The 20918-nt window shown below is 41.8% G+C and carries 33 protein-coding genes; 29 read left to right on the forward strand and 4 right to left on the reverse strand.

Annotated features, from left to right (window positions below):
- Positions 1-2: 2 nt before the first annotated feature.
- On the reverse strand, positions 3-224 hold the full coding sequence (locus AC3IRK_RS06910) for a hypothetical protein (protein WP_489170586.1): 222 nt from the start codon (positions 222-224) through the stop codon (positions 3-5).
- 138 nt (positions 225-362) lie between these two features.
- Between AC3IRK_RS06910 and AC3IRK_RS06915 the strand changes: the two genes are divergently transcribed.
- Complete coding sequence (locus tag AC3IRK_RS06915; protein ID WP_489170587.1) at positions 363-1037, forward strand: hypothetical protein; 675 nt, start codon at positions 363-365, stop codon at positions 1035-1037.
- Positions 1038-1090: 53 nt separating this feature from the next.
- Here AC3IRK_RS06915 and AC3IRK_RS06920 read toward each other — a convergent pair whose 3' ends face one another.
- The gene (locus tag AC3IRK_RS06920; RefSeq protein WP_489170588.1) at positions 1091-1999 is read right to left on the reverse strand and encodes a helix-turn-helix transcriptional regulator; all 909 of its coding nucleotides are present in this window, start codon (positions 1997-1999) and stop codon (positions 1091-1093) included.
- Between the two features lie 77 nt (positions 2000-2076).
- On the opposite strand from AC3IRK_RS06920, the gene AC3IRK_RS06925 reads away from it, so the two are divergent.
- The 24 genes from AC3IRK_RS06925 (at position 2077) to AC3IRK_RS07040 (ending at position 16610) form a co-directional block, all read left to right on the forward strand.
- On the forward strand, positions 2077-2532 hold the full coding sequence (locus AC3IRK_RS06925) for a VOC family protein (RefSeq protein WP_489170589.1): 456 nt from the start codon (positions 2077-2079) through the stop codon (positions 2530-2532).
- A gap of 176 nt (positions 2533-2708) precedes the next feature.
- A complete protein-coding gene (locus AC3IRK_RS06930) occupies positions 2709-3029 on the forward strand; it encodes a hypothetical protein (RefSeq protein WP_131972900.1) in 321 nt (106 codons plus the stop codon).
- 46 nt (positions 3030-3075) lie between these two features.
- Positions 3076-3351, forward strand: coding sequence for a hypothetical protein (locus tag AC3IRK_RS06935; protein WP_489170590.1), 276 nt, complete (start codon positions 3076-3078; stop codon positions 3349-3351).
- Positions 3352-3377: 26 nt separating this feature from the next.
- A complete protein-coding gene (locus AC3IRK_RS06940) occupies positions 3378-4247 on the forward strand; it encodes an SMI1/KNR4 family protein (protein WP_489170591.1) in 870 nt (289 codons plus the stop codon).
- Between the two features lie 13 nt (positions 4248-4260).
- On the forward strand, positions 4261-4848 hold the full coding sequence (locus AC3IRK_RS06945) for a hypothetical protein (protein WP_489170592.1): 588 nt from the start codon (positions 4261-4263) through the stop codon (positions 4846-4848).
- A 191-nt stretch (positions 4849-5039) separates the two neighbouring features.
- The gene (locus tag AC3IRK_RS06950; RefSeq protein ID WP_489170593.1) at positions 5040-5609 is read left to right on the forward strand and encodes a suppressor of fused domain protein; all 570 of its coding nucleotides are present in this window, start codon (positions 5040-5042) and stop codon (positions 5607-5609) included.
- Positions 5610-5684: 75 nt separating this feature from the next.
- Entirely contained in the window at positions 5685-6224 is a 540-nt protein-coding gene (locus AC3IRK_RS06955; RefSeq protein ID WP_489170594.1) for a hypothetical protein, read from the forward strand.
- Between the two features lie 30 nt (positions 6225-6254).
- Positions 6255-6911, forward strand: a complete 657-nt coding sequence (locus AC3IRK_RS06960; RefSeq protein ID WP_489170595.1) for a hypothetical protein — start codon at positions 6255-6257, stop codon at positions 6909-6911.
- 38 nt (positions 6912-6949) lie between these two features.
- A complete protein-coding gene (locus AC3IRK_RS06965; RefSeq protein WP_489170596.1) occupies positions 6950-7672 on the forward strand; it encodes a DUF2750 domain-containing protein in 723 nt (240 codons plus the stop codon).
- 116 nt (positions 7673-7788) lie between these two features.
- Positions 7789-8025 carry a hypothetical protein gene (locus AC3IRK_RS06970; protein ID WP_489170597.1) on the forward strand — a complete coding sequence of 79 codons (237 nt, stop codon included), beginning with the start codon at positions 7789-7791 and terminating at the stop codon, positions 8023-8025.
- Between the two features lie 18 nt (positions 8026-8043).
- On the forward strand, positions 8044-8436 hold the full coding sequence (locus tag AC3IRK_RS06975; RefSeq protein WP_489170598.1) for a DUF5412 family protein: 393 nt from the start codon (positions 8044-8046) through the stop codon (positions 8434-8436).
- Positions 8437-8465: 29 nt separating this feature from the next.
- Positions 8466-9035 (forward strand): hypothetical protein, encoded by a 570-nt coding sequence (locus AC3IRK_RS06980; RefSeq protein ID WP_489170599.1) that lies wholly within the window; start codon positions 8466-8468, stop codon positions 9033-9035.
- A gap of 26 nt (positions 9036-9061) precedes the next feature.
- Positions 9062-9748 carry a hypothetical protein gene (locus AC3IRK_RS06985; RefSeq protein ID WP_489170600.1) on the forward strand — a complete coding sequence of 229 codons (687 nt, stop codon included), beginning with the start codon at positions 9062-9064 and terminating at the stop codon, positions 9746-9748.
- Positions 9745-9915 carry a hypothetical protein gene (locus AC3IRK_RS06990; RefSeq protein ID WP_489170601.1) on the forward strand — a complete coding sequence of 57 codons (171 nt, stop codon included), beginning with the start codon at positions 9745-9747 and terminating at the stop codon, positions 9913-9915. The genes AC3IRK_RS06985 and AC3IRK_RS06990 overlap by 4 nt, the downstream gene beginning before the upstream one ends.
- A 34-nt stretch (positions 9916-9949) precedes the next feature.
- Positions 9950-10396 (forward strand): DUF4304 domain-containing protein, encoded by a 447-nt coding sequence (locus tag AC3IRK_RS06995; RefSeq protein ID WP_489170602.1) that lies wholly within the window; start codon positions 9950-9952, stop codon positions 10394-10396.
- A gap of 68 nt (positions 10397-10464) precedes the next feature.
- Positions 10465-10989 carry a hypothetical protein gene (locus tag AC3IRK_RS07000; protein ID WP_489170603.1) on the forward strand — a complete coding sequence of 175 codons (525 nt, stop codon included), beginning with the start codon at positions 10465-10467 and terminating at the stop codon, positions 10987-10989.
- Positions 10990-11142: 153 nt separating this feature from the next.
- Positions 11143-11622, forward strand: coding sequence for a hypothetical protein (locus AC3IRK_RS07005; protein WP_489170604.1), 480 nt, complete (start codon positions 11143-11145; stop codon positions 11620-11622).
- 122 nt (positions 11623-11744) lie between these two features.
- Positions 11745-12299 (forward strand): hypothetical protein, encoded by a 555-nt coding sequence (locus AC3IRK_RS07010; protein ID WP_489170605.1) that lies wholly within the window; start codon positions 11745-11747, stop codon positions 12297-12299.
- Positions 12292-13536: a DUF2716 domain-containing protein gene (locus AC3IRK_RS07015; RefSeq protein WP_489170606.1), complete on the forward strand. Its 1245-nt coding sequence runs from the start codon at positions 12292-12294 to the stop codon at positions 13534-13536. The genes AC3IRK_RS07010 and AC3IRK_RS07015 overlap by 8 nt, the downstream gene beginning before the upstream one ends.
- A gap of 23 nt (positions 13537-13559) precedes the next feature.
- The gene (locus tag AC3IRK_RS07020; RefSeq protein ID WP_131972881.1) at positions 13560-13994 is read left to right on the forward strand and encodes a hypothetical protein; all 435 of its coding nucleotides are present in this window, start codon (positions 13560-13562) and stop codon (positions 13992-13994) included.
- 195 nt (positions 13995-14189) lie between these two features.
- Entirely contained in the window at positions 14190-14807 is a 618-nt protein-coding gene (locus AC3IRK_RS07025) for a hypothetical protein (protein ID WP_214855068.1), read from the forward strand.
- A gap of 62 nt (positions 14808-14869) precedes the next feature.
- The gene (locus AC3IRK_RS07030) at positions 14870-15457 is read left to right on the forward strand and encodes a hypothetical protein (protein WP_489170607.1); all 588 of its coding nucleotides are present in this window, start codon (positions 14870-14872) and stop codon (positions 15455-15457) included.
- A gap of 94 nt (positions 15458-15551) precedes the next feature.
- Complete coding sequence (locus tag AC3IRK_RS07035; RefSeq protein ID WP_489170608.1) at positions 15552-16169, forward strand: hypothetical protein; 618 nt, start codon at positions 15552-15554, stop codon at positions 16167-16169.
- Between the two features lie 45 nt (positions 16170-16214).
- A complete protein-coding gene (locus AC3IRK_RS07040; RefSeq protein WP_188004203.1) occupies positions 16215-16610 on the forward strand; it encodes a hypothetical protein in 396 nt (131 codons plus the stop codon).
- 44 nt (positions 16611-16654) lie between these two features.
- On the opposite strand, the gene AC3IRK_RS07045 is transcribed toward AC3IRK_RS07040, so the two are convergent.
- Both AC3IRK_RS07045 and AC3IRK_RS07050 read right to left on the reverse strand, forming a co-directional pair.
- Positions 16655-17011 carry a hypothetical protein gene (locus AC3IRK_RS07045; RefSeq protein WP_489170609.1) on the reverse strand — a complete coding sequence of 119 codons (357 nt, stop codon included), beginning with the start codon at positions 17009-17011 and terminating at the stop codon, positions 16655-16657.
- Positions 17012-17032: 21 nt separating this feature from the next.
- Complete coding sequence (locus AC3IRK_RS07050) at positions 17033-17455, reverse strand: hypothetical protein (RefSeq protein WP_188004205.1); 423 nt, start codon at positions 17453-17455, stop codon at positions 17033-17035.
- A 275-nt stretch (positions 17456-17730) separates the two neighbouring features.
- Here AC3IRK_RS07050 and AC3IRK_RS07055 point away from each other — a divergent pair, with 275 nt between their 5' ends.
- From AC3IRK_RS07055 to AC3IRK_RS07070, 4 genes are all read left to right on the forward strand, one after another.
- Positions 17731-18267, forward strand: coding sequence for a hypothetical protein (locus tag AC3IRK_RS07055; protein ID WP_489170610.1), 537 nt, complete (start codon positions 17731-17733; stop codon positions 18265-18267).
- A gap of 745 nt (positions 18268-19012) precedes the next feature.
- Complete coding sequence (locus AC3IRK_RS07060; RefSeq protein ID WP_489170611.1) at positions 19013-19225, forward strand: hypothetical protein; 213 nt, start codon at positions 19013-19015, stop codon at positions 19223-19225.
- A gap of 153 nt (positions 19226-19378) precedes the next feature.
- A complete protein-coding gene (locus tag AC3IRK_RS07065; RefSeq protein WP_489170612.1) occupies positions 19379-20005 on the forward strand; it encodes a hypothetical protein in 627 nt (208 codons plus the stop codon).
- A complete protein-coding gene (locus tag AC3IRK_RS07070) occupies positions 19995-20678 on the forward strand; it encodes a hypothetical protein (protein ID WP_012370201.1) in 684 nt (227 codons plus the stop codon). Before AC3IRK_RS07065 ends, AC3IRK_RS07070 begins: the two co-directional genes overlap by 11 nt.
- Positions 20679-20918: the final 240 nt, after the last annotated feature.

Here is a 20918-nt window from a genome sequence, read left to right on the forward strand (position 1 = left end):
TTTCACATGAAAGTCTTTCGTTTGTACATTTTCTCTTCGATTCGATTCCAAATACGTGTTGCGATATAAAGATTACATACTGAAACGATAGCTGCGATGACAATCATACTGATACCGGTCTCATCTGCTAAAACAAGCGGTTTAAAGATAGTGAACACGATAGACAGAAGAATTGGAATGGTGATACCGTTCCAGACAGAAAAAAATAATAGCGCTTTCCACATCAAGCTCATCCTTTCAAGGTGAATCTATCATGTAGTATATCAAAAAATAGACTTTATATTAGAAAAAATGGAAACCTTAGACAGGTTCCGTTATTCTTTATAGGTAGTACAACATTATTTTTCGGTAAGGAGCATAAAATGACTGAAATCCTGATCATAGAAGAGCCTGTCACTCAACATTTTATAGAAGATTTAGTGCATCCCCATCGGTTTGACGGAGGTTTACCTGTTGTGCATCTTTTAAGCGGAGAAGGACATGTCGAAGAAAGTCGAGAATTTTTAATGGCATTCTTAACACATCAAGCGGTCTTCCCGTTGTATGTGCATTTTGTCGACGAGTATGAACTGTCTGAAGACTTTACGACCTTTTTTCAACAACATCAGATTGACTATACGGTCGACGACTGTGGCGGCAACTTGAAATCTTACGGGTATAAAAGGTACAACTACTACTCTTGTATTACGGTGAAAATCCAAAACATTGCTGACTTACTGCTTGTATTAAACAAAACATACTGGCTCGCATCTGAAAATGTATTCTACTGCATCAGTCATTCAGATTCTTTAACGTTCGAATGGGGAGATTTCTTAGAATGGGGAGTCAAAAGAAGACGATCCATTGCTGTGTTTGATTTTAATGCTTCAAAGACCTACATCACCACTGATTATGACGGGTTAGGATTTTGTATCCTCAGCCGGGATAAGCAGTATGCTTCTCTTGCTGGAGTGATCGCCAGTTTGCCGGATCAGATGGTCGTTACGCAAATTAATGATGAAGTCATAGAGGAAGACGATGACTTCTCTCTTCTATAATACTTATGATGTTTGCTGCGTTAGGACCGTTGTGATGAATGATTAAAAAATACTTAATCGTACGATGCAATAGCTTCTCGTAAAAATTCCAAGTAGTTGTCTATGAAATGTTGTGGACTTAGAATTTTAACCATGTTTCCCAAACCGGCTAAGAACTGATAGGAAAACGGGCTCTCGGGTAATTCAATGTTCGCCAAATAGTGATGGATCGTCACTTCCGTAACAGATTTTTTTCCATACCTCTCGATGAATTGATCTCGTACGCGAGCATCAATTAATAGTTGCACCGTGACCATATCTAATTTTGCTGCCTTGTCATTGCTTTTTATTAGGTCTTCTTCAGATCTTGGTTTAAAAAAACCTGCTTTTTGAATGTCTAACATTCTTGTCAACTTAAACGTACGGTAGTCGTTTCGTTCCCGGCTGTAACCAACCAGATACCAAAGCCTCTCGATGAATTGCAGTTTATATGGTTCTACGATCCGACACGTTCTTTGTCCAACCTGATCGATATAGTCAAACTTCAACAACCAATGATGTTCGATTGCCTGATTCATGAACGTAATGTCTTCTTTGATTTCTTCTCTTCCCGGCCACTCATAGAAGGACAGGTCAAGCTTTGATGGGATATGCGTTTTAGACATGGCTTTGATTTTTTGAATCGTCATCTGAATGTTGGGATTCGTTATTAATTGATCGTATCCGGCCAACGAAATCAGGATATTTTCTAAATCATTATGATTTACTAACCGTTTATCGAACTTGTATTCGTCCATCAATGCATATCCACCTTCAGCACCATGTTGCGCATAGATGGGGATGTTTGCATAACTCAATGCTTCCATGTCTCGTTGAATCGTCCGTTTCGAGACATTGAATAGCCGGCTGAATTCTGAAGCGGAGATTATTTCTTTTTGCAGTAGAATCATTACGATGGAGATAAGCCGTTCAATTTTTTTCATGGAGTCCTCCTATATACGACACCTAGTTGTCACCTATAGCCTATTATACTTGGATTAAACAAAGGAGGAGATAAAAAATGAAAACGGTAGCTTATTTACAATTCGATGGTCAAGCAGAAGAAGCATTGATGTTCTATGAGAAGGCATTAAAGGCAACAGATGTTAAGAAAGTACGATTCAATGCTTTAGGAGAGAACCCTAATATGCCGCTTGGAAAAGAGGATCAAGAGTTAATCATGGAGTCACGTATTGAATTTGCGGGGAATACCTTAATGCTTTCAGATGTTCCTTCTGCAATGCAAACGGTGACAGGAGGAATTCATAAAGGGAATTCTCTTCTGATCAGTATTGTCGATGCGACACCGGAAGTGAATTCCTCTCTTTTTAACGGTCTCTCTGAAGGAGGCACTGTCATCATGCCTTTATCAAACACCCCTTGGTCGGCCAGTTTCGGAATGCTGATTGATCAATTTGGTGTGACATGGAAATTTAACAGTGAAGCGAGTAAGTTTCTTGAGAGCTTTACAAAGTAAAAATGAGAAGAGTCATCAAAAAAGGAATGTATGACATGCAAAGAGCTGGTTCTCCAGATTTATGGAGGCTGGCTTTTTCTATATTCACAAATTAATGACGACCGGTTGTTTGAAGGCGAAACCGATTAACCTTGAAATACGTAAAAGAAATATCGAACGGAGATGGAGGAATGAAAGTGGAGCTTGTTTTATATAGTTTGTGTCTGATTGTCTGTATCGGAACGGTCGTGGCTTTTCTGTTTAATCGGTTGCAACCGGGCAGTCGTGTCTGGACAATCAGTATCAGCGTGACCGTTTTGTTGTTGGTCCTGGTGAGTGTAACCGCGTGGATTGGGTGGGATGCTGCAGAGGAAAAGCTGTACCGGTCTTTTGGCTTGCTAGTCATGAATATCTTTCCGCTTTGGTATGTAAGAATTGAAGGGAACAATAGGAAAACCATCGTCTGGTCGCTGACGATGGCCTTAGTTGTGGTGTTGTTCGGAACAGTTTTAGGATGACATATGGTAGAAATCGTACATAGACGTTAAAAAGGAGCTGTTCATATTGAAGAAAAAAATATTGGTCATCTCCATTCTATTGATGGCAGGCGGCGTATTTGGAAACATACTTTTTACCCGGCTCGGTTATTTTCCGAATGCAGATTTTCGGATTATGAATATTCCGTTAGCAGCGGGAGCGCATTACTTTAATCTGGGACTGGTGTTGCTTACCATGACACTAATCGGACTGGTGTTATTCCCATGGTTTCTTGAGAAAAAACAATTTTCGAAAACGGTGCTGGCACTTATACTAATTATTTGGTTGCCTGAAGCCGTCTAAACAACATGGACAGGAGCGAAGATGTCGTGAGTAAACTCATCAAACGTCTCCACCCCGATTCAAGGGTGCCCGGGGCATCAGCTGTTGACCTGAAAAAAGCAGAACGTGCCTTAGGTGTTTTGTTTCCGGATGAATACAAAGATCTGTTCTTACAGACGAACGGTGCACAGTTTGGCGAATGGAGCCTGTATCCTCTATCAACCAAACGAACAGTTTCGATCGATCTCGTTCGTCACAATGAGAAGCGTCCGGCTGGCTTGCCCGATGACTTGATCTGTATCGGTGAAAATCTAACGGGTGACAAGCTGTGTTACCGAATCCGGAAACGTTTCCTGCAAGAGCTCGTCTTTAGATGGAACGAAAAAACGGGAATCGCAAAATATCCGTCGTCTTCTTTGGAACAGTTCGTCGATTGGCATGTCCCGAAACGAAAAACGAATCAGGCCTACCGACTTGGCCGTTTCATGGTAGAGGGCAACGAACTAATCGTGACGGATCCTTACTATGGACTAGAGGAAGAAACAGATCTACAGCTGATTTTGTCGAATGTGAAATCAGGCAGCTGGACCGCAGCTATCATTTACACGGAAGACGAATGGGTTAAGCAATTACTTGTTTTTGAAGGGGGCAAAAAGCGGAGCGGCAAATGGCACCGGCAGGATCAACCAATCGGCGTGGACTCGGCACTGGCTGGCATTTTTGATGGAACAGCTTATCGTCAGCATCCAGCGATGGAGTTCGAGACAGTTGATTCTGCCGACGATCAAGCCGGTATCGTCTCATATGGTGCCGTCTCAACGTCAGGTTTTGGGGACGGACTGTACGATGTGGACATACAGTATGATATCTCGAGGCAAATCGTCGGTGTACGGGTCAACTTCGCAGAGGATGAATGAAGGAGTTGGGATAATGGAGTTGGATAGTATGTTGGTCGGTGAAGGAACTGCTTTTATCTTTCCATCCGAGGACAAAGGAAAAGTTCGTTTTCACTGTCATGAGGATGATGAAGAATACGCAGATGTCGATATGGATCAGTTGTTGAAAGAGTCGTGGCAGGAAGGGATGGCTCTTTACAGCAAGAACATTCAAGAATTTTTACTGGAGTTGAATCATTATCCTTTGTACGTCCATAGTATGAGTGGTTCGGGCAAAATCAATCTTTCACCTGACGCTGACAGCAGCACAAGATTTGACCGATGGAATATCTATCATCGATTGACCATCACTTCAGAAGAAGCATTTCTTCATTATTTTCCTAAAGCCTATCAAGATGCATACAATAACGAGAGTATATTGTTTTCAAGCGAAAAGACGATTGAAATCGAAGAGACAAACAATGACTTCTATTTTAAAAAGTTCAGGTTGGCCTTTCCCGCTGATGCACGGAATTGTTTCTTTCTGTGGGTGAATCATGATGGGAACGGGTTTGACTTTGCTGCGAATTTTTCAGATCATCCGTATCAACAAAGAACAGTAGCAATTGAGGAAGTTGAGTGAGTGTAAAAACATGGAAATAGAATGATTGAAGTGCAAACGTACGTTAGAAACGTACAGAGTTTGTACTTTTTTTGTACATACTTTCCAGAAATAAAAATCCCCAAAACTGTCAGTCGATTATATAATGAAAGGTATAAATGGAATTTCTTCGGATGAACATGACCGCCGCGGAAAGAAAACAGGAGGTACATATGAATTACATTGAGCATCTGGAAAAACATTGTGGTGAAATCACAGGAAATCTTGAACTGGAAGACATGATGGAAGAAAACATTCAATTCCTGAAGTTTGAGAACGCACCCATCAACGAGACGTATACAGCGACTTCACTCGGGTTGCTCTGGCATTCACTTCAATTCGAGGATGGACGGTTTGCTCATCAGGAAGTGATGATGTCAGTCAAACAGCTGGAAGCAGAGGAAGATGTCATCGAATTGCTATGGCGGCTGACGACGCATGCTTTGGAAACCGGACAGGCTTTTGAATTGGGCGAATTCTACAGTATGCCTGAGACGGTGTTCGGCCAATACGGATTTGCAGGAGTCTACGTGACGGCACCGATTTATTTTGATGAGAGCTTTTTCATCCATCATGGGGACGCCGAGTTTGATGAGCCGGAACACGTTTTGCCGGTTTGGTTTGTTCCGATTTTTGAATCAGAGGCGGATTATCTTGAGAAACACGGTGTGGACGCTTTTCAGGAAATTATTGATGCAACAGAAAGGGAACTGCTTGATTTAACACGTCAGCCATTGATTTGAGCGTCATATTCATGGGAATGAAAGATTTATCTCACTTCTAAGGAATCGAGCGAACGTGAAGGAGAGGACGACTGGATGCAAGTCATTCAAACGAAAGATGGTCGTGATCATTACTGGATGTATGTCAAGGACGGCCGGACGTTGTATACGTTGCAAGGCATCGTCGGAGAGATAACGGAAGAACCGGAAAGTGAACAGAAATTTTCTCGTTTTTTCAATCTGGATGGCTATATCCAGGAGCTGGTGGAGGCAAAGATTGTAGACGGCTACCGCTTGGTCGATGAACAGGACTTTAAAGAAGTCATCGTTGAGCTGACCTGCAACGAGGAACAGTATGATGCCGTTTGGGAGAGTCGTTCGAAAATCGAGGAAGATCTCGAAGAATTTCTCGGAGTGACCGGAAATGGTTATTTTTTAGAGGATGATTATGGGCCGGAAGCAATCGAATTCGTACTTTATGTCCTCGACCCGTCTTATATCGTCGAACCGGTCGTTGAATATTTTAAGGAACAATATGACGTGACTCAGATCCGGATGGGTCAAGCAAAAGTTCATTACGGCAGGCGCTTGACTGGACTTCATCCTGCAGGAAAGAACTTTAATCGGAAAAATTGAAAAGTGACGAATTTCAAGGGAGTAAAAGGCATGAATGAGCTGATAATCTTCGAAACCCCTTTTCAGAAAAAAAGTATCCAGCGGACACTTCAGGCGTATCAAATCAACGTGATTGGTCAAATGCAAACCGTCTATGAAGTCATGTGTTATGACCATGCAGTAGACGGCTACATGAGTGAACTGACCGAGAAAGTGTTATGTGATGTGTTAGTACGTTATGATCGTTTTCCCTTATACATCACGACGAGTTTTGATGAATTGAGAGAAGATGATCTGCATATCCTGGAGCATTTAAAAACGCGGCCACTCAGTTGCTATGAACATCCACGATATAAAGGCGATCAGCGTCGCACGGATTTTTATTGTTGTATCGAAGTGTTGAATGCGAATGATTTACATTTCGTGTTAGCCGAGACATTTTTTCGAGCCGCTTGGAGTGAAACGTTGATCATTACATTTACGCGACCCACGTATCAATTAAAGATCTCTGGAAAATGGATTTTCAAAGAAGCGAAATATACGCATGTACTCGATGTACGTGATGGGTTGCCGTTCATCCTTCCTTCTCATGACGCGCTCGGTTTCATGTGGTTCGCGAATGGAGATGTCTTCAAGACGGTAGATCAGCTAAAAACGATATTACCGGATAATTATGAGATCGATCACATCATTGATACAGAGACGTAAATGGAAGAAACGAATTTGTACATAAAGGAGTAGTGAAAATGGAACATCAGATCGGTTTACCCTTCATTACAGAAGAACGGTTGCAGGAAGTCGAGGCAGAACTCGGCTTTTCGTTGCCGTCCGAGTTGCGGGCGTACTTTAAAAAAGAAAACAAGTTCGAAGCCGGTGAGTGGCAATTTCATCCGATCAAGGACGAACAGTATATCAAGCGGACATGGGAAGACATCGTCCATGTCAACTCGACAGATGCAGAAGACTATCCGGACGGCTTTTTCCGGATTGCTGCCGACGGTTCCGGAGATGAGCTCGGTTATCTCTTGCCCGACGCTGAGACGATTATCCTGTGGGATCACGAGGAACAGGAATTATTCCCGGTTGCCCCGACGCTTGCAGCCTTTATGGAACAAGAGCAACAGCTATTAGACAGTGCCATGCAAGCGGATGAATTTTTTGAAACCGTGCTCGAGACAGAAGCTGTCTACGGATTATCAAAATTGAAGCAGTCGGGATGGGCGTATTGCCCGTCAAATCAAGAGGAAACGGATGTTTTGCTGTTTTTCTCGACGGAAGAAGGCGCACGTGCCTGTCAGACAGACGGATGGGAGAATTATCATTTGATTCGTCTCGATCTTGATGTCTTTAGAGACGGCTGGTTACCGAACATGATTCAAGACGGTTTGTATTGCGGACTGAACTGGGATGCCAGTCTGCAAGGACTCGAGCTGAACCCGGAGAACGTTCTCGAGGAACTCGAAGGGTGACGACAGAGTAAGCACCACTTTTTCAAGCGGATGAGCGAAAAAGTGGCTTTTTAATGAAACCGACTTTTCAAACAAGACGTAGTTGAAATGACAAGTTAACGAATCGGGGGGAAAACATGATCGTATCATTCATCGGAATTGGAGTCGTCCTTGCTTTGTTCGGACTGGGTCTGAAATGCGTCCGATCCAAACATCCAGACAAGACACCTTTTTTGGACGCGGCTAACGGAACAGATTCAATCATTGGATCGGTCGTGATGTTTCTCCTGTGTTCCTTATCCGTCAAACAGTACGGCTACCTGTGCTTTGCCGGCGGCTTTCTACTGCTATACGGGATCAGTGCGTCATGGTAAAAAGCAAGAAAAGAGGAAATGAACGTGTGGAAAAAAATTAGAATCATCGCCAGTCTACTTGGCATACTGCTGGCAGGATATTTGGCCTGGCAAATCTACATCTCGCTCTTCGCCGTAGATATCAAATACGTACCGCAAGGCAATTTATACAAGACGGTTACTTCTCCGGACGAGCAGTATACGTTACGATTTTATCGTTCAAGCGGAGGGGCGACGACGGGATTTGCGATGCTCGGCATCATGGAAGACCAAAAAACAAAAGAACAGCGGCGTGTCTATTGGGAATATCCGTGCAGAGAGGTAAGTGTGAAATGGCGACGGGACATTGTCATTATTAATGACACCCGCTTAAACATCTGGAAAGAGGTGTATGATTTCAGATTGGATCAACCGATTTATCCAGCAAAATAGAGTTCATGAAGGGAAGGTGAAGCATCCTGATGATCATACTTAGAAAACACATCGACGGCTTGATGTATTACTGGTCCATTTATCGCGATGGCCGGACGGTTCAGGCTAGCTTCGGTGTTGATAAACCGTGGATGATTGATGAAGACATCCATGAGAATACGGAAGAACGGTTTTCTTTTGGTTTTCAAGCCCGTCGCCGGATGCAGGAACTGATTGCCGAGAAGCAGGCGGACGGGTACAAAGAGGAAATAATTCCGGATCCGGTGCCGAGTCGAAAAGAAAAGTTCATGTTTCGTAGGCAGACGGTGTTTCTGTCATGCGGACTCATCGGAGCAGGTTTATTTCCAGTTTTGACACCTTGGTCCTTATCTCCGTACGTCACGCTCACCCTTGCAGGACTCCTATTCATCATGTCGATAGCGAGCGAAAAAATGCTGCCGTTTTGGGTCAAAGCGATGTGCTTTATCAGTTATTTCCTGATTAACATCAGTTACAGACAGGCACCGGACATAAAATATCTGGACGCCGGTCTGTTAATCGCAACGGGTATGTTCCTATGGGCTTACATGAATAAAAGCAAAAAACGTTTTAATACGTAAGCTGACAAGGAACGCGAGGGTCAGGCATGCCGACAACATTTTTAAAGCAGTTGTTGCAAGAGAAAAAGAGTTCAGACTTCGTATCATTATGTTCCGGTTATCTTGCGAAACAACAGGTATTGCAAAACGTGTTTTTACAGCAGATGAACAAATTCATAGCGGAAGCACTTGTATGGGACATTCAGCGACAACGGCAGTTCACGGACTGGTTGCTGACCGCATGTGAACGAGAAGAAAATGTGCATGAACTGCTGATTCATCCGCTGAAGGAGAGGTTATTGAAGCCTGTCCTGAAACAATGGATGAATGATTTGCCGGAAGACGTACGACCATATCGGTGGTTTGGGATTTTCTCTTTTGAAGAAGACAACCGTCTTGAGTATCTGCAGACGGCGATTGACCGCGGCGGTCGGCAGGAACAACTGGCAATCGAGACGATGATTCGTCATCTGTTGAATTGGCTGTGGTACGCCTTTCATCATCTCAATGAAGATTTGTATTTAAGTGAGACGGAGGACGATGCGGAGACGCTGAAAGAAACCCGTTTGTTGATGGATCAGCTCGATGATTCGGTTCAAAAGACCGAGTTCATGGAGGAATGGCAGGAACACGCCCGGACGTATGAACTTTGGTTGCGCTTTTTAAAAGAAGAGACGGAAGGGTTCATGGAGTGGCGGGAACGACAAGAAAAGCAGGGAGAAAATAAACAATGAATACCACATACGATCGATACAAGAATACAGAACTGTGGAACGTCATTTCGGAAGCGATTGACGAATTGATTGAAAACGATGACTTGGAGGAAAGAACGACCCATGATCATATCGTTGGATACCTCTGTCAAAAAGTATCGTCTAGTCTAATGGAGAAGGGAAACTGAGGAAATGGGAATTGTGCCGGTAGGAAATCGAAAGATGATGGCTCAAGCCATTAAAAAAATTATTGTCCCTGAATTGAGGAAACAAGGATTTAAAGGGAGCTATCCACATTTCAGACGGGAACAAGATACCCATCAGGAACTCTTGATGTTTTATATTACAAAGTACAGTGAAAATTTTTATATTGAGACGGGAGTCATCCCGTTAACCGGTTATCTTAACTCTGAAGGAGACCTCATTCCTCCAAATAAAGTGACAGTCTTTTCTTTAAAAGGGAATGAACGATTTACAATCGGGTCAGACATTGTAGCCAATCATGATGGAATGTATTTTATGATGAAAGGACTATCTTCTGAAGAAGAGCACGAACAACTGGCTGAAGAGGCTTTTACATACTTGAAAACGAGTGAACCGGATTGGATAGCCCATTGCTCCGAATGGAATAAGAAATTATATGAATCGTTTGATGAGGACGACGCGTAAAAAGAAAATAGCCATCTTTAATTCTAAGTAGAAAAATCTATTTATTGAATAATGAGGAATGACATACAATGAAAAAACTAGGTACTTTTCATAATCAACAAGGCAATATGATCGTTTCGGACCCAGCTTTTCTTGAACCGGATTCGGAATTTAACATCACGATTCCGGTTGCACCTGGTTCGACATGGACGGTCTGGTATAACGAGGACGACCAGCCGGAAATCAATCTGGTGTACTTGACGATTGATGATCACGCAGATATTGCAACGGATGATTTTGACATTCTTGAAGGTTATGCAGTGGTGGATTCCTCACAGCTCGTCGTCATGAATACAGCGGATTACGGGAAACGCGAGACCATTGATTGGGAGCTTCGAAATACGCTTGAGTTCGATGATGAGATTGATCCATTTTATATCGCGATCTCAGATGAGTTGATGGAAGAGGAAATTTTTCTGTTTCCGTTTGGTGTTGCCGTCCAGTTGATGGGAGACGGTCACTACAAGGTTCGTGTACGACACGATGCGGATCAGGTCACCGGTATTTTGCTGGTCATCGGGGAACATGAAGATTTTGAAGAGGACTTCGAATAATTCAATACCAGCGATTGAAAGCGTCTCACCTAAACTTGTTGAAGTAACCATTCAAGTTGAGGGTGAGATGTTTTAGTATCCATATCCGAAAACTTGATCACAGGGTGTTAAAGAGGATTTAAAAGACAAGCTAATGCAGAGAGGACTAGGTCGATGAAAACAACGTATTCCTATGCAGAACTTTTAAAATTTGACGACCCGTTTGAATATGAATTTGGTCTCCCGTTGAAGATCAATGACCTGCCCTCATCCGTGATGGAAGAAGATATTCCGGACAGTAAAACGACACTGTTTGAGAAGCTCGCAGAAGGTTACTCCTTGGTCATTCAAAAACCGCGGATTCCAAACGAAAAGGTGTTTTCCGCGTTTCAATTGTTGGATGAAAATGAGTTCATGAAACTGTATGCGGTAAACGAAACGACTTTCACTGAAGAATTATGGGATCTTTTGTATGAGAGTGAATACAATCTTCACTGGGCATTCTTTTTACTAAAAGAGATGAAAGGTGTCGTTTTCGAATTGTCCTATACGGGTGGGGAAACTCGTTCTTTAAAACTCTCGGGTCTAAACGCAAATACCCTGATTCATTTACGGCTTGAGGTAGACCAAAGCGTGACCTGTCGGTGGGACTGAATAATATAGAAGAATCAGGTCATGAAGAACGAGGTATGATGGGACGTTCTTAGGCTATTTAGAGGATCATGATTTGCATGCGCTTTAACCTGACGGGACAACGAGACTAGAGGAGGAATCATATGATACAGCTGACGAAACGGAACGGGTCAGAAGCGTTCTACAAAACCATTTATACGGAAGGACGCATCATCGTCCAGCATCAAGGAATCGTTGGGGCATGGGTGAAAGAAGAAGACGTGAAAGAGATACGCGTCTCTCGCTTCAAACGCTTAGGTAGACAGATTCTGCAACTGATTGAGGATTTAGAACGTCAAGGATATCGAGAGTTACAGGAGACAGATTATACAGAATTGGTCGTCCAGTTTCGATATGACGCTGGTCAGGAAGAAGAAGCGCTGGAGCGACGTCATATGATGGAAGAAATGATTGATGAAGGTCTGCTCTACACGGGAAACGGATCCTGTGAAGGTGGAGATATTGGTAGCGGTACGACGAACATCTATTACCACGTCGTTGATGTTGAGGCAGCAGTCGCGTTGATTTTTGAGGGGATGAAAGAACATGATGTCCGTGGTGTCCCGAAAATTGCGGTGCAATCAGAAGATAGTTATACCGTCTTGTATCCTCCGGGTGTAACTTTCGAGCTGATGGAAGATAGCGTTCCAAATGAATAGTTGGAGCTGGATTCCGATGACGGGAGCAGAAGATGAACAGGTATGGAACGTCATTTGCCGCCAGTTTCACTTTTCGCCAAGCACGACCGAATTTCCATCCTTTCAAGTGCCGCATCCATTTGTGACGTATTCTACCCGTGATGTGAAATGGAAAGAAATTGAAACGGTGCTGTCACATATTCTGATTACGTTGACAGATGAAGGCGAACGCATCATGGCGCTCGACTGGAATCATCAAGGTTACTGGATCGATCCAAGACAGCCGTTTGAGCGAGACGAAGAGGGCACCTGGATCATCCAGGCATTACCGGATGGAGATTATAACTTTTTCGTCGCCCGAGATTTTCAGTGGGGCTACCTTGGTCACCCATGGGAACAGAGCGTGACACTGTTTGGTGAAAATTTAATGACAGCGTTTGAGGAAAGCAGAGTATTTCCAGATGTAATTCGACGAGGGGAGCGACAAATGACATTTCAACCAAATGAGTCAGTTAGTGTTTACCGGCAACTGTTACCCCGTGATGACTGGAAAGAGCTTGTCCGCATTCAGCTGAATCAATACAGTTATCCGTTTGAGATCAAACTGCTGGAACGCCCCCGGAACAAAAAACAGCAGCAGGATTATGAGGAGTGGGGAATCGTATCCCATTTCATCACGACGGAATCCATACAATTGGAACGATTTTTAGAAGGCTTGACGATTCCCCCAATGGATATGCTCTCTGAAGAATCCGATACGGTATTAAGAATTCGCAAACAAGATCAAGACATCGTCCTGGTTTCGAATCAAGAGGTGACCATGCAAGGAGTCATTTATGAGGAATTAAAGGATTCGGGAACGGAGTACGAAAACTTTTTTGATGCTGTCTTACCAAATGCGACGTTCCCGGTTGAGGTCGTCTTTTGCGGCCGTGGCGTTTTAAATGATGATGACTCGATCCATGCGATGACATTAACCGATACGAATTGGCAAGGCGTCTTCGAAGATCGTTTGTTGCATTTGCTGAACCGAAAAGAAATCACTTCTGGATTCCTGCCAACGAATTACTCAAAGCCCTCTCGACGAACGCTCGAGAACTTCATGACAGAGTTCATGTTGTGCATGCCGTATAACTTTATTGTGACACGCGATGCAAATGGACGGTTTGGTATGCTCGATCATTTCTGTACCAATGGACAGATTGCGCACTTTGGAAATATAGAGAATGAAGAGGCAAATCCAGGTCGACACAGATAAAAAAGAAGAAGGAGGAAAAAAAGATGAGCTTAGCTTCGTATATTTGTATGGATAGGCAGATACCTGATAAGTATCTAGATTTGGATGACGAAGATGAAACACTTCCATTTTATATAGGGCGGTGTTTTGCAGATGAGAATTGTCTCTACCATGTTAAAACTTCACAGTTTCATAAATGGTATGTATATGAGATTTCAAGTCACTGGGGCATCGAAATCGTAGAACCTTTCGATTCCGTTGTTTCAGTGAAGTCAAAAGAAAAATTGCAGTATTTGTTTACACTCATGAACGAGTTCTTAGACGAGGGGGAATCCTTTGAACTATATACATGTTGGCTTGGAGAAGAGTCCTATCCTAAAGAAAAAAGTATGACGCTCTCTTTAGAACTTGAACAGTTGGAGGATATTGAGATTCCTGAAAGAACTCATATCTTAATCACAAAAACTCGTGGGAACTAAAACTGTTAATTAACAGAGATGATGATTCAAGTGATTCGCTTTCCCCTACAGACGATGTTTGTGATGGGATGGATTGTCTCATCGCAGCTATCTCTTAAACGAAATAGATAGGTCTCACTGTCAAACATAAGTGAAGTTTATAGAGGTAGTTCATCATCGCTTAGCAAGCAATCCAGCGAAAGTGAGAGAAGCAACATGCACATCTATATCGAAGAAAAACCGGATCACGCGAAAATAATCAAAGAGTACCATGTAGTGATGAAAGGACAAGAACGACTGAAAACCATTTTTTTAGTCGAGTATTATAGCGAGGACTCGAATGAAAATGAAATCATCTCAGATGAGAAAGTTTTAACGCAATTATTCACGCGTTTGAATCGTTTTCCCGTCTATCTATCCTTTGGGTTGTATGAACTGACTGATTCAGAAATAGAAGATGTGATATCTACGGTTAAGCAAAGAAAGTTACCTTATACGCAGACTTCGATTAATAAACGTGAGACTTATATGATCATTGAAGTAAATCAACCAGAAGACTTGCTTCAAGTGCTAGAGAAGTCACTTTCATTGGCTAGTTACAATGGCTACTATTTGATTTCTTTGACGAATCTATTGAAATTTGAAACGCGGAGTACAAGACGGTGGTTCGTCAAAAAAGAAAGACTCGTACCAGTGGTCGATATGACGGAACCGACGACGTTTTTGAAAATCGGATTTGATTTCGAGAATGTCCTGATCTTCTCAAACGAAGCATGTTTCGATGCATTAGAAAAGATAGAAGCATTCTTTCCTGAAGATGAAATCGAACAGTAGGCAGATGGATTGATTGAGAAAGAGGAGGAAAAATCATACTGAATGTCTATTTTGAGAAACATATGGATCACGCAAAAGTTATCAAAGACAGATACTTGTACATCGATCAACCAGAGCGTATCGACTTCATCTATTCGATGGGCGGTACTCTAGATGACGAAAAAAGTAGCTATCAAATTGCTTCAAATCGAGTCTTGAAGCAATTTTTGATGCGGCTGAATCGCTTTCCAATCTTTATTACGTTCGGTGAAGTTTTTACGGAGGATGAGGTCGAACCGTTTTTTCATGAGAACAATTTATCGTATACAAAGTTTCGACCAAACAAGCGCCTTTATTATAGCGTTCAAGTGAATCATGCTAGAGAGCTTGAGCTTTTGCTAGATGAGACCTATTGGTATGCGGCTCAAAACGATTTTTACTTCCTATCTTTTACGAATCTCCTGACGTTTGAGCTGAGAATGGTCAAAGGATGGTTTTTCAAAAAAGAACGTATCGTTCCTGTCATTCATACGACGGAAGAGATGTCCTTCATCACGATTGAAGGTGATTTCATGGGCTATTATCTGTTCTCGAACGAAGCGTGTTTTGATACCGAGGACAAGGTGAAATCAGTGTTTCCTGACGATGGTACCATTGAATTCTATGACTGAGAAAGTAGTAGCTATATTCATAACTGAACCACGATCTATAGGGGATTTTCGTTTAATGAATGTAGAACAAAAAGGATACGTGGAGGGAGGACTTATGCTATATATCTATCTCGAGGAGCATAACGATCATAAAAAAGTGATCAAGGAACGCTATTTAGACATCGATGAACCAGAACACATCAAATCAATCTACTCGATGGGGTGTATCCCAAACGATGAGAAAAGAGACTACCAAGCTGATTCGAACGATGTATTAAAGCATTTTTTGATACGTCTGAATCGATTCCCAATCTTCGTGACGTTTGGTGGTGGGTTTACAGACGAGGATATAGAGTTGTTTTTTCAGCGGGAAAAATTGTCTTACACGAAGTCTTCACCGGATAAGCGCAGACTTTATTACAGTGTTCAAGTGAACGATGCCAGCGAACTGGAACGTCTGTTGGACGAAACGTACTGGTATGCCGCTGATAACAATTTTTACTTCCTTTCGTTTAAGAATCTCCTGACTTTTGAATCGAGGATGATCAGACGATGGTTCTTTAAAAGGGAAATGATTGTTCCTGTTGTTAATACGACGGAAGAGATGTCCTTCATTACGATTGAGCATGATTTCATGGGCTATTATCTGTTTTCGAATGAAGCCTGTTTTGATACAGAGGACAAGGTGAAAGCGTTTCTGCCTGAAGGTGACGGCATCGATTACTATGAGTAAGAGAAAGCAAAGCCGGAAAACCTTAAAGAAAGGAGAGACGAAAATATGTTTGGTATCAGTACGAGCTTAAAAGAAGTTCCGGAAGAAGAAAAGGATATTCTCCGTTACCCGATTCGCGTCCACATTTTTTTGATTCAAGACTTCTCCAGCGTTTCTGATTGTTGTGATTTACTGATTCATTTGGATTCCTATTCTGATAAATTGTTTTTAGCAAGAGAAGTAAACGAGCTGATTGGAATTTGTGAACTACTTATTCAACGGTATTGTACGCCGAAGGAAGCATGGTTAGTGAATCAGGCACATTATTATCCAAACGAACCTTGGATGATCCATCAATCAAATGAGTTAATAATGGAGCTACATCAATTTTTAGAATTGCTTAAGCGAATGTGCATCGAGTCTGTATACCAGAACGCGTTGATTTGTTTTTGGGGTGACTGATTCACTAAATTGTAATCCGTTAATTTATTGCTTAAAAATCACTCTCAGGATAATCCTAGGAATAAAATCAGTCGATCTTGATAAACAGCCTGTATACACATACCTTTTAATTTTTGCAAAAAATAATGCAAATCTTGAATGAGAGGGTCTGCTGACTTCAACCTCCATGGTTCATGAGGGAAACAATGTCGATGAGAAAGAACCTCACAAATACCAAGGAGTTCAAGGACTTCAGTTGGCTTGAATAATGTATCTTCGTATTCATCCAGTTGGATGAGTAAAGCACAGCGGTGTTTAATGACCTCAGCATCCCGATATAAAAAAATCTGTAGGTGATCAGGATAAATTAACGTCTCCTCTTGATCTGAAATATCGATTAAATCGTTTCTAATCAAAAACATCTGCAAATCCTCCTTCGTATTTTAGTTATATGTAGGTTTCAATAGTAAATAACGAGGTGGTGCCCCAAATGATTGTTCTGCCTCGAAGTAAGCCAGTTCACCAGGGATGCAGGAAATGATGGAGGAAAAGCCAAATCCGACGGCATGTTCAAGTGCTTCTTTCAAAGATAATTCTTTTCCATTAATCCATTCATTCTCTGACAAACAGTAACAGGTATCTGGTGCACCATGTTGTTTTAATAAGTCATAAATATCTTCATGCCACGAATTGGGTGGGGGGATTTCAATCAAGTAGTCATTTTTGAGCATATTTTTATACAAGTGGTCCAGTCGATAAAGAGCTTGATCTCGTTTTTTAGGCGAAAACAGTTCATGGAGTACACGTTCTTGCACCCGTTTGACGAAGAATGATTTAACGATAATCGTTTCCTGTTCTTTATTCATGTGATGATTTCCTTTCTATTCAAACACTTCAGCATGAAGATTCATTAAAAGTTCAAATACTTTGTGAGTATCATAGTAATCTCGTATGAGAAGGAGACGAAAATTTGAATTACATATCAGCAGGATATTTTCTTGTTATGCCAACACCCCGTAAAGATTATATGGATGAAAAGGTTGTTCCCGAAACCGTGCTATCAGTGAGTGATTGTCTCTGTAATCAATATCCTAATACCAGTATCTTATGGGGGAATTCTGAAGTGAATAGAGAACGCTAAATGGATCAACTTGGTCTTTCGCTTAACAACTTTCAGTTATTCGAACAATGGATAGAAAAACATAGGAATACTGGTGATGTTTTGTTTGCCCAAGTATTTTCCGGCTTACATTCTGCGGGAGATTTTTTAAATCGTTTTTTGGTCCATCTTCCTGGTATACGCATCATCAGCATTGGATTACCTGAACGTTATAAATCGGATTTTCTTAAAGATGTAGAATTGTTTAGCGGTAAAAATCCTAAACCATATGGAGTGGAAAAAATGTTGTCACAGCACCACCCACCTGGGATAGAGGGAGCAAAAAAAGTAGGATACGAAGTTTTGGGATTTGACTCTGGCTCGTTTCATTCTTATTTGTGTAATGGATTAGAGCGTGATTTTCGTCAGCATTTTAATTTTTCACCAAATCGTTATGGGTTGATTAATTCGATAGAAGAAGCTAATCGTTATTCAGATTATTGTAATGCATTGGGTGAAGAGACAGAATCTGTACTATGGTTTCCGTGGGCTATTTTTGAATACAAGAAGAGCAAATAAGAATCAACGATCAATACAACTAAGGAGACAATATGAATAAATCAATATTAATAAGATCTTTCATCGTGGCATTTGTGATTAACATATTATTATGGATCATCATAAGATTTTCAATCGATGAGTTAGTTCCTGATAAACGCATTTTATCTGCTTTTTTCATGATAATCATTTGGTTAATATTTTTCTTGCCGGTCAAAAGACTGGATGTTTATAAGAACCAAACGATACCTTATTGGACGTTTAACCTATTTATGACGCTTGGTATGATTTTAATCACCATCATTTGTTTTTCTGTACTTATAGTAGTATTCCTGTAAAAATATTTAAATTCGAAGAAAAATATATCGAAAAGCATGGAGCGGATCAATTCGAAGATCGATTGTTCAATACGGATGAACTAGTAAACTTCACCCGTAAGCCTTTCGTATAACAGATTTTAAAACTTCATAATTGATTGTTGCGATCAAGAGAAGGTCAATCCATGAAAACTCACTGTATTCAAACAAAGCCCACATCCAATCAGCGATGTCGGTTTTTTCTATAGGTGGTATTTCTAAACATCTTGTGGATACCTAACTGTGAGAATCACAATCCTTGATTACGATCTCTAAACACTTAATTTGGGATTTTTTTCATTAATGAAACTTACTAAAGGAAAATATCGTATTTATTAGTAGTATAATATTTTTATCAAAATAAACTTGTTATCTAATGAAAATGAATACATATTTTGGAGGAACCGTTCGTGGTCTTACCATTCATCGGTCTTGCTGCCGGACTCTTTTTATTGATGTTAGGAACGTACTTCATCCGATGTAAGCATGCAAACAAACGCCGCTATCCGGGCATGGAGACGGGTTCGATCATGTCGATTCGTTTATACTCAGTCTTCTCTTATCAATTGGGGTCATCCTCTTTAGTTCATTATCCGTCAGACAATACGGTTATTTATGCTTAGCAGGAGGAGTGCTTTTACTGTATGGTGTCAACGCGGTTTGCTAAGGAACAGACCGAAAACAGAAGGACAGCATTATTCATCAGATACGGCTGAATGTCTGAATTCAATCAATAGTTTTAATTCATATAGAGCAGAATAAAGGGAGCTACCAGCATGGTGCAATTATTAAAGCAAATCGACGATGAAGTCTATCACATCGTCTATCATCAAGAAGGACGCACGTTATTCATCAGGGAAGGCGTCGCGCGGAAAGAACCAGCCTCAGATAGTGACGACATGATTGAAATTAACGAAGAGACGGCGACTGTCCGAATGCTTTTTAAAAATACGTTTGCCGCCTATCGTCAGAAAAAAGAATGGATGCATCAAAAGATGGAGGATGGGTATTTGAAAGCACCTTTTTCTCAATCTGAGGCGATTGACTACCGTGCAGATCGGCGCAACATCAAACTGCGCCTTATGAGTGCTCTATTACTCATGCTGTGCGGATTATCGACATTGACCGGTCTGTTACCGATCTCGGGATATATTCCGCTTGTGTTCTTATCTTTCTTTTATCCGATCTATATTGAAGGGAAAACAGCCCGTGCCCGTTTTTATCGTTGGTCGGGAGGCGTATTCTTTTTTGTATTGGCCGGTTCATCAAAAGATTATTTAGAACCATTTAATCTTTCTGCCAACGGAACCGTCTGCCTTATCGCAGGATTCATCCTCTTGCTGTACACGACTCAACAATTAAAGGAACTTACGACGAAGGAGATCACACCGCATGAAGGATAAACAAGAATCACTGATTCAATTAAAACGAGAGATCAGTCAAACCGTCGATTACTGGGTCTGTTACCGGGTGGGGCGGACGCTTTATCAGGTCTCCGTCCAAGAGCAGGCCAATGGTCAAACGAACGAAGGGGAGGTCACGACAGAGCGGTTCCCGTTTTATTTTGGCATGAAACAGCGGATGCGTCAGTTGGCCGAAGAAAAAGAAGCACTCGGCTTTCGACCGCTGACAGAGGCAGAACAGGCAGCGCACGTCATTGATGAACCGGAAGAACCACCTCTTGATCCTGGCTTTTTTGAGCCGGCCATTCGTTTGGCGTGGCTGCTCCTTGGACTCGGGATTCTCTTGTTCGTCCTTCCTTACGAGAGGCTTAATAATTTTGCATTCGGTTTAGGACTTTACGTCTGGTATGAGACATTTGGTCAGGTTGGTCTGCCGAAATTTTTCCGGCGGTATTTTCACGGAATGTTTGGTGCATTGATGGTATTGCAAGTCTTGTCCGCTTTTGAACTGGAGCGGGAAGTACAGCCATACTACGCCAGTTTATCTGTTTTGTCCGCGGTCATGTTGGTGTTACTTGTCGTGCAGTACCATTTGAAAGAAACGGATCAAATCGGACAAGATAAACGTGTCAGTAGACGCAAAATTACAGAGTATCCGGATTTCGATGAGTGAAACTTAAAATCCCATGCACTCAACTTTCGGAAGACTGGTGGGTGTAACAATCCTGTGAAATATACGTAGCACATTAATCGGCACGATTCATGAACTGAATCAGTCTATCGAAAAAGGGAGCGATGTCATGGACGTACAACGGAATTCTGATTTTATCAAAAATTAGGTGAGAATACTCTCACCTCTAAGCGTCTCGGGCGAAGCACAGCGTAGGTGGGAGATGAATCGCCTTCGGGCAAG

Source organism: Exiguobacterium sp. GL_137 (assembly GCF_057834585.1).

What these genes read in the sequence shown, in the direction of transcription:
- AC3IRK_RS07035 (WP_489170608.1), top strand. Translation starts at nt 15,552, where the DNA reads ATGCTATATATCTATCTCGAGGAGCATAACGATCATAAAAAAGTGATC.
- AC3IRK_RS06975 (WP_489170598.1), top strand. Translation starts at nt 8,044, where the DNA reads ATGAACGTGTGGAAAAAAATTAGAATCATCGCCAGTCTACTTGGCATA.
- AC3IRK_RS07040 (WP_188004203.1), top strand. Translation starts at nt 16,215, where the DNA reads ATGTTTGGTATCAGTACGAGCTTAAAAGAAGTTCCGGAAGAAGAAAAG.
- AC3IRK_RS07000 (WP_489170603.1), top strand. Translation starts at nt 10,465, where the DNA reads ATGAAAAAACTAGGTACTTTTCATAATCAACAAGGCAATATGATCGTT.
- AC3IRK_RS07045 (WP_489170609.1), bottom strand. Translation starts at nt 17,011, where the DNA reads ATGTTTTTGATTAGAAACGATTTAATCGATATTTCAGATCAAGAGGAG.
- AC3IRK_RS07070 (WP_012370201.1), top strand. Translation starts at nt 19,995, where the DNA reads ATGAAGGATAAACAAGAATCACTGATTCAATTAAAACGAGAGATCAGT.
- AC3IRK_RS06980 (WP_489170599.1), top strand. Translation starts at nt 8,466, where the DNA reads ATGATCATACTTAGAAAACACATCGACGGCTTGATGTATTACTGGTCC.
- AC3IRK_RS06960 (WP_489170595.1), top strand. Translation starts at nt 6,255, where the DNA reads ATGAATGAGCTGATAATCTTCGAAACCCCTTTTCAGAAAAAAAGTATC.
- AC3IRK_RS06955 (WP_489170594.1), top strand. Translation starts at nt 5,685, where the DNA reads ATGCAAGTCATTCAAACGAAAGATGGTCGTGATCATTACTGGATGTAT.
- AC3IRK_RS06965 (WP_489170596.1), top strand. Translation starts at nt 6,950, where the DNA reads ATGGAACATCAGATCGGTTTACCCTTCATTACAGAAGAACGGTTGCAG.
- AC3IRK_RS06925 (WP_489170589.1), top strand. Translation starts at nt 2,077, where the DNA reads ATGAAAACGGTAGCTTATTTACAATTCGATGGTCAAGCAGAAGAAGCA.
- AC3IRK_RS07050 (WP_188004205.1), bottom strand. Translation starts at nt 17,455, where the DNA reads ATGAATAAAGAACAGGAAACGATTATCGTTAAATCATTCTTCGTCAAA.
- AC3IRK_RS07015 (WP_489170606.1), top strand. Translation starts at nt 12,292, where the DNA reads ATGAATAGTTGGAGCTGGATTCCGATGACGGGAGCAGAAGATGAACAG.
- AC3IRK_RS06915 (WP_489170587.1), top strand. Translation starts at nt 363, where the DNA reads ATGACTGAAATCCTGATCATAGAAGAGCCTGTCACTCAACATTTTATA.
- AC3IRK_RS06970 (WP_489170597.1), top strand. Translation starts at nt 7,789, where the DNA reads ATGATCGTATCATTCATCGGAATTGGAGTCGTCCTTGCTTTGTTCGGA.
- AC3IRK_RS06920 (WP_489170588.1), bottom strand. Translation starts at nt 1,999, where the DNA reads ATGAAAAAAATTGAACGGCTTATCTCCATCGTAATGATTCTACTGCAA.
- AC3IRK_RS06995 (WP_489170602.1), top strand. Translation starts at nt 9,950, where the DNA reads ATGATGGCTCAAGCCATTAAAAAAATTATTGTCCCTGAATTGAGGAAA.
- AC3IRK_RS06945 (WP_489170592.1), top strand. Translation starts at nt 4,261, where the DNA reads ATGGAGTTGGATAGTATGTTGGTCGGTGAAGGAACTGCTTTTATCTTT.
- AC3IRK_RS06985 (WP_489170600.1), top strand. Translation starts at nt 9,062, where the DNA reads ATGCCGACAACATTTTTAAAGCAGTTGTTGCAAGAGAAAAAGAGTTCA.
- AC3IRK_RS07025 (WP_214855068.1), top strand. Translation starts at nt 14,190, where the DNA reads ATGCACATCTATATCGAAGAAAAACCGGATCACGCGAAAATAATCAAA.
- AC3IRK_RS06950 (WP_489170593.1), top strand. Translation starts at nt 5,040, where the DNA reads ATGAATTACATTGAGCATCTGGAAAAACATTGTGGTGAAATCACAGGA.
- AC3IRK_RS07010 (WP_489170605.1), top strand. Translation starts at nt 11,745, where the DNA reads ATGATACAGCTGACGAAACGGAACGGGTCAGAAGCGTTCTACAAAACC.
- AC3IRK_RS06990 (WP_489170601.1), top strand. Translation starts at nt 9,745, where the DNA reads ATGAATACCACATACGATCGATACAAGAATACAGAACTGTGGAACGTC.
- AC3IRK_RS07030 (WP_489170607.1), top strand. Translation starts at nt 14,870, where the DNA reads ATGGATCACGCAAAAGTTATCAAAGACAGATACTTGTACATCGATCAA.
- AC3IRK_RS07055 (WP_489170610.1), top strand. Translation starts at nt 17,731, where the DNA reads ATGGATCAACTTGGTCTTTCGCTTAACAACTTTCAGTTATTCGAACAA.
- AC3IRK_RS07005 (WP_489170604.1), top strand. Translation starts at nt 11,143, where the DNA reads ATGAAAACAACGTATTCCTATGCAGAACTTTTAAAATTTGACGACCCG.
- AC3IRK_RS07020 (WP_131972881.1), top strand. Translation starts at nt 13,560, where the DNA reads ATGAGCTTAGCTTCGTATATTTGTATGGATAGGCAGATACCTGATAAG.
- AC3IRK_RS07065 (WP_489170612.1), top strand. Translation starts at nt 19,379, where the DNA reads ATGGTGCAATTATTAAAGCAAATCGACGATGAAGTCTATCACATCGTC.
- AC3IRK_RS06910 (WP_489170586.1), bottom strand. Translation starts at nt 224, where the DNA reads ATGTGGAAAGCGCTATTATTTTTTTCTGTCTGGAACGGTATCACCATT.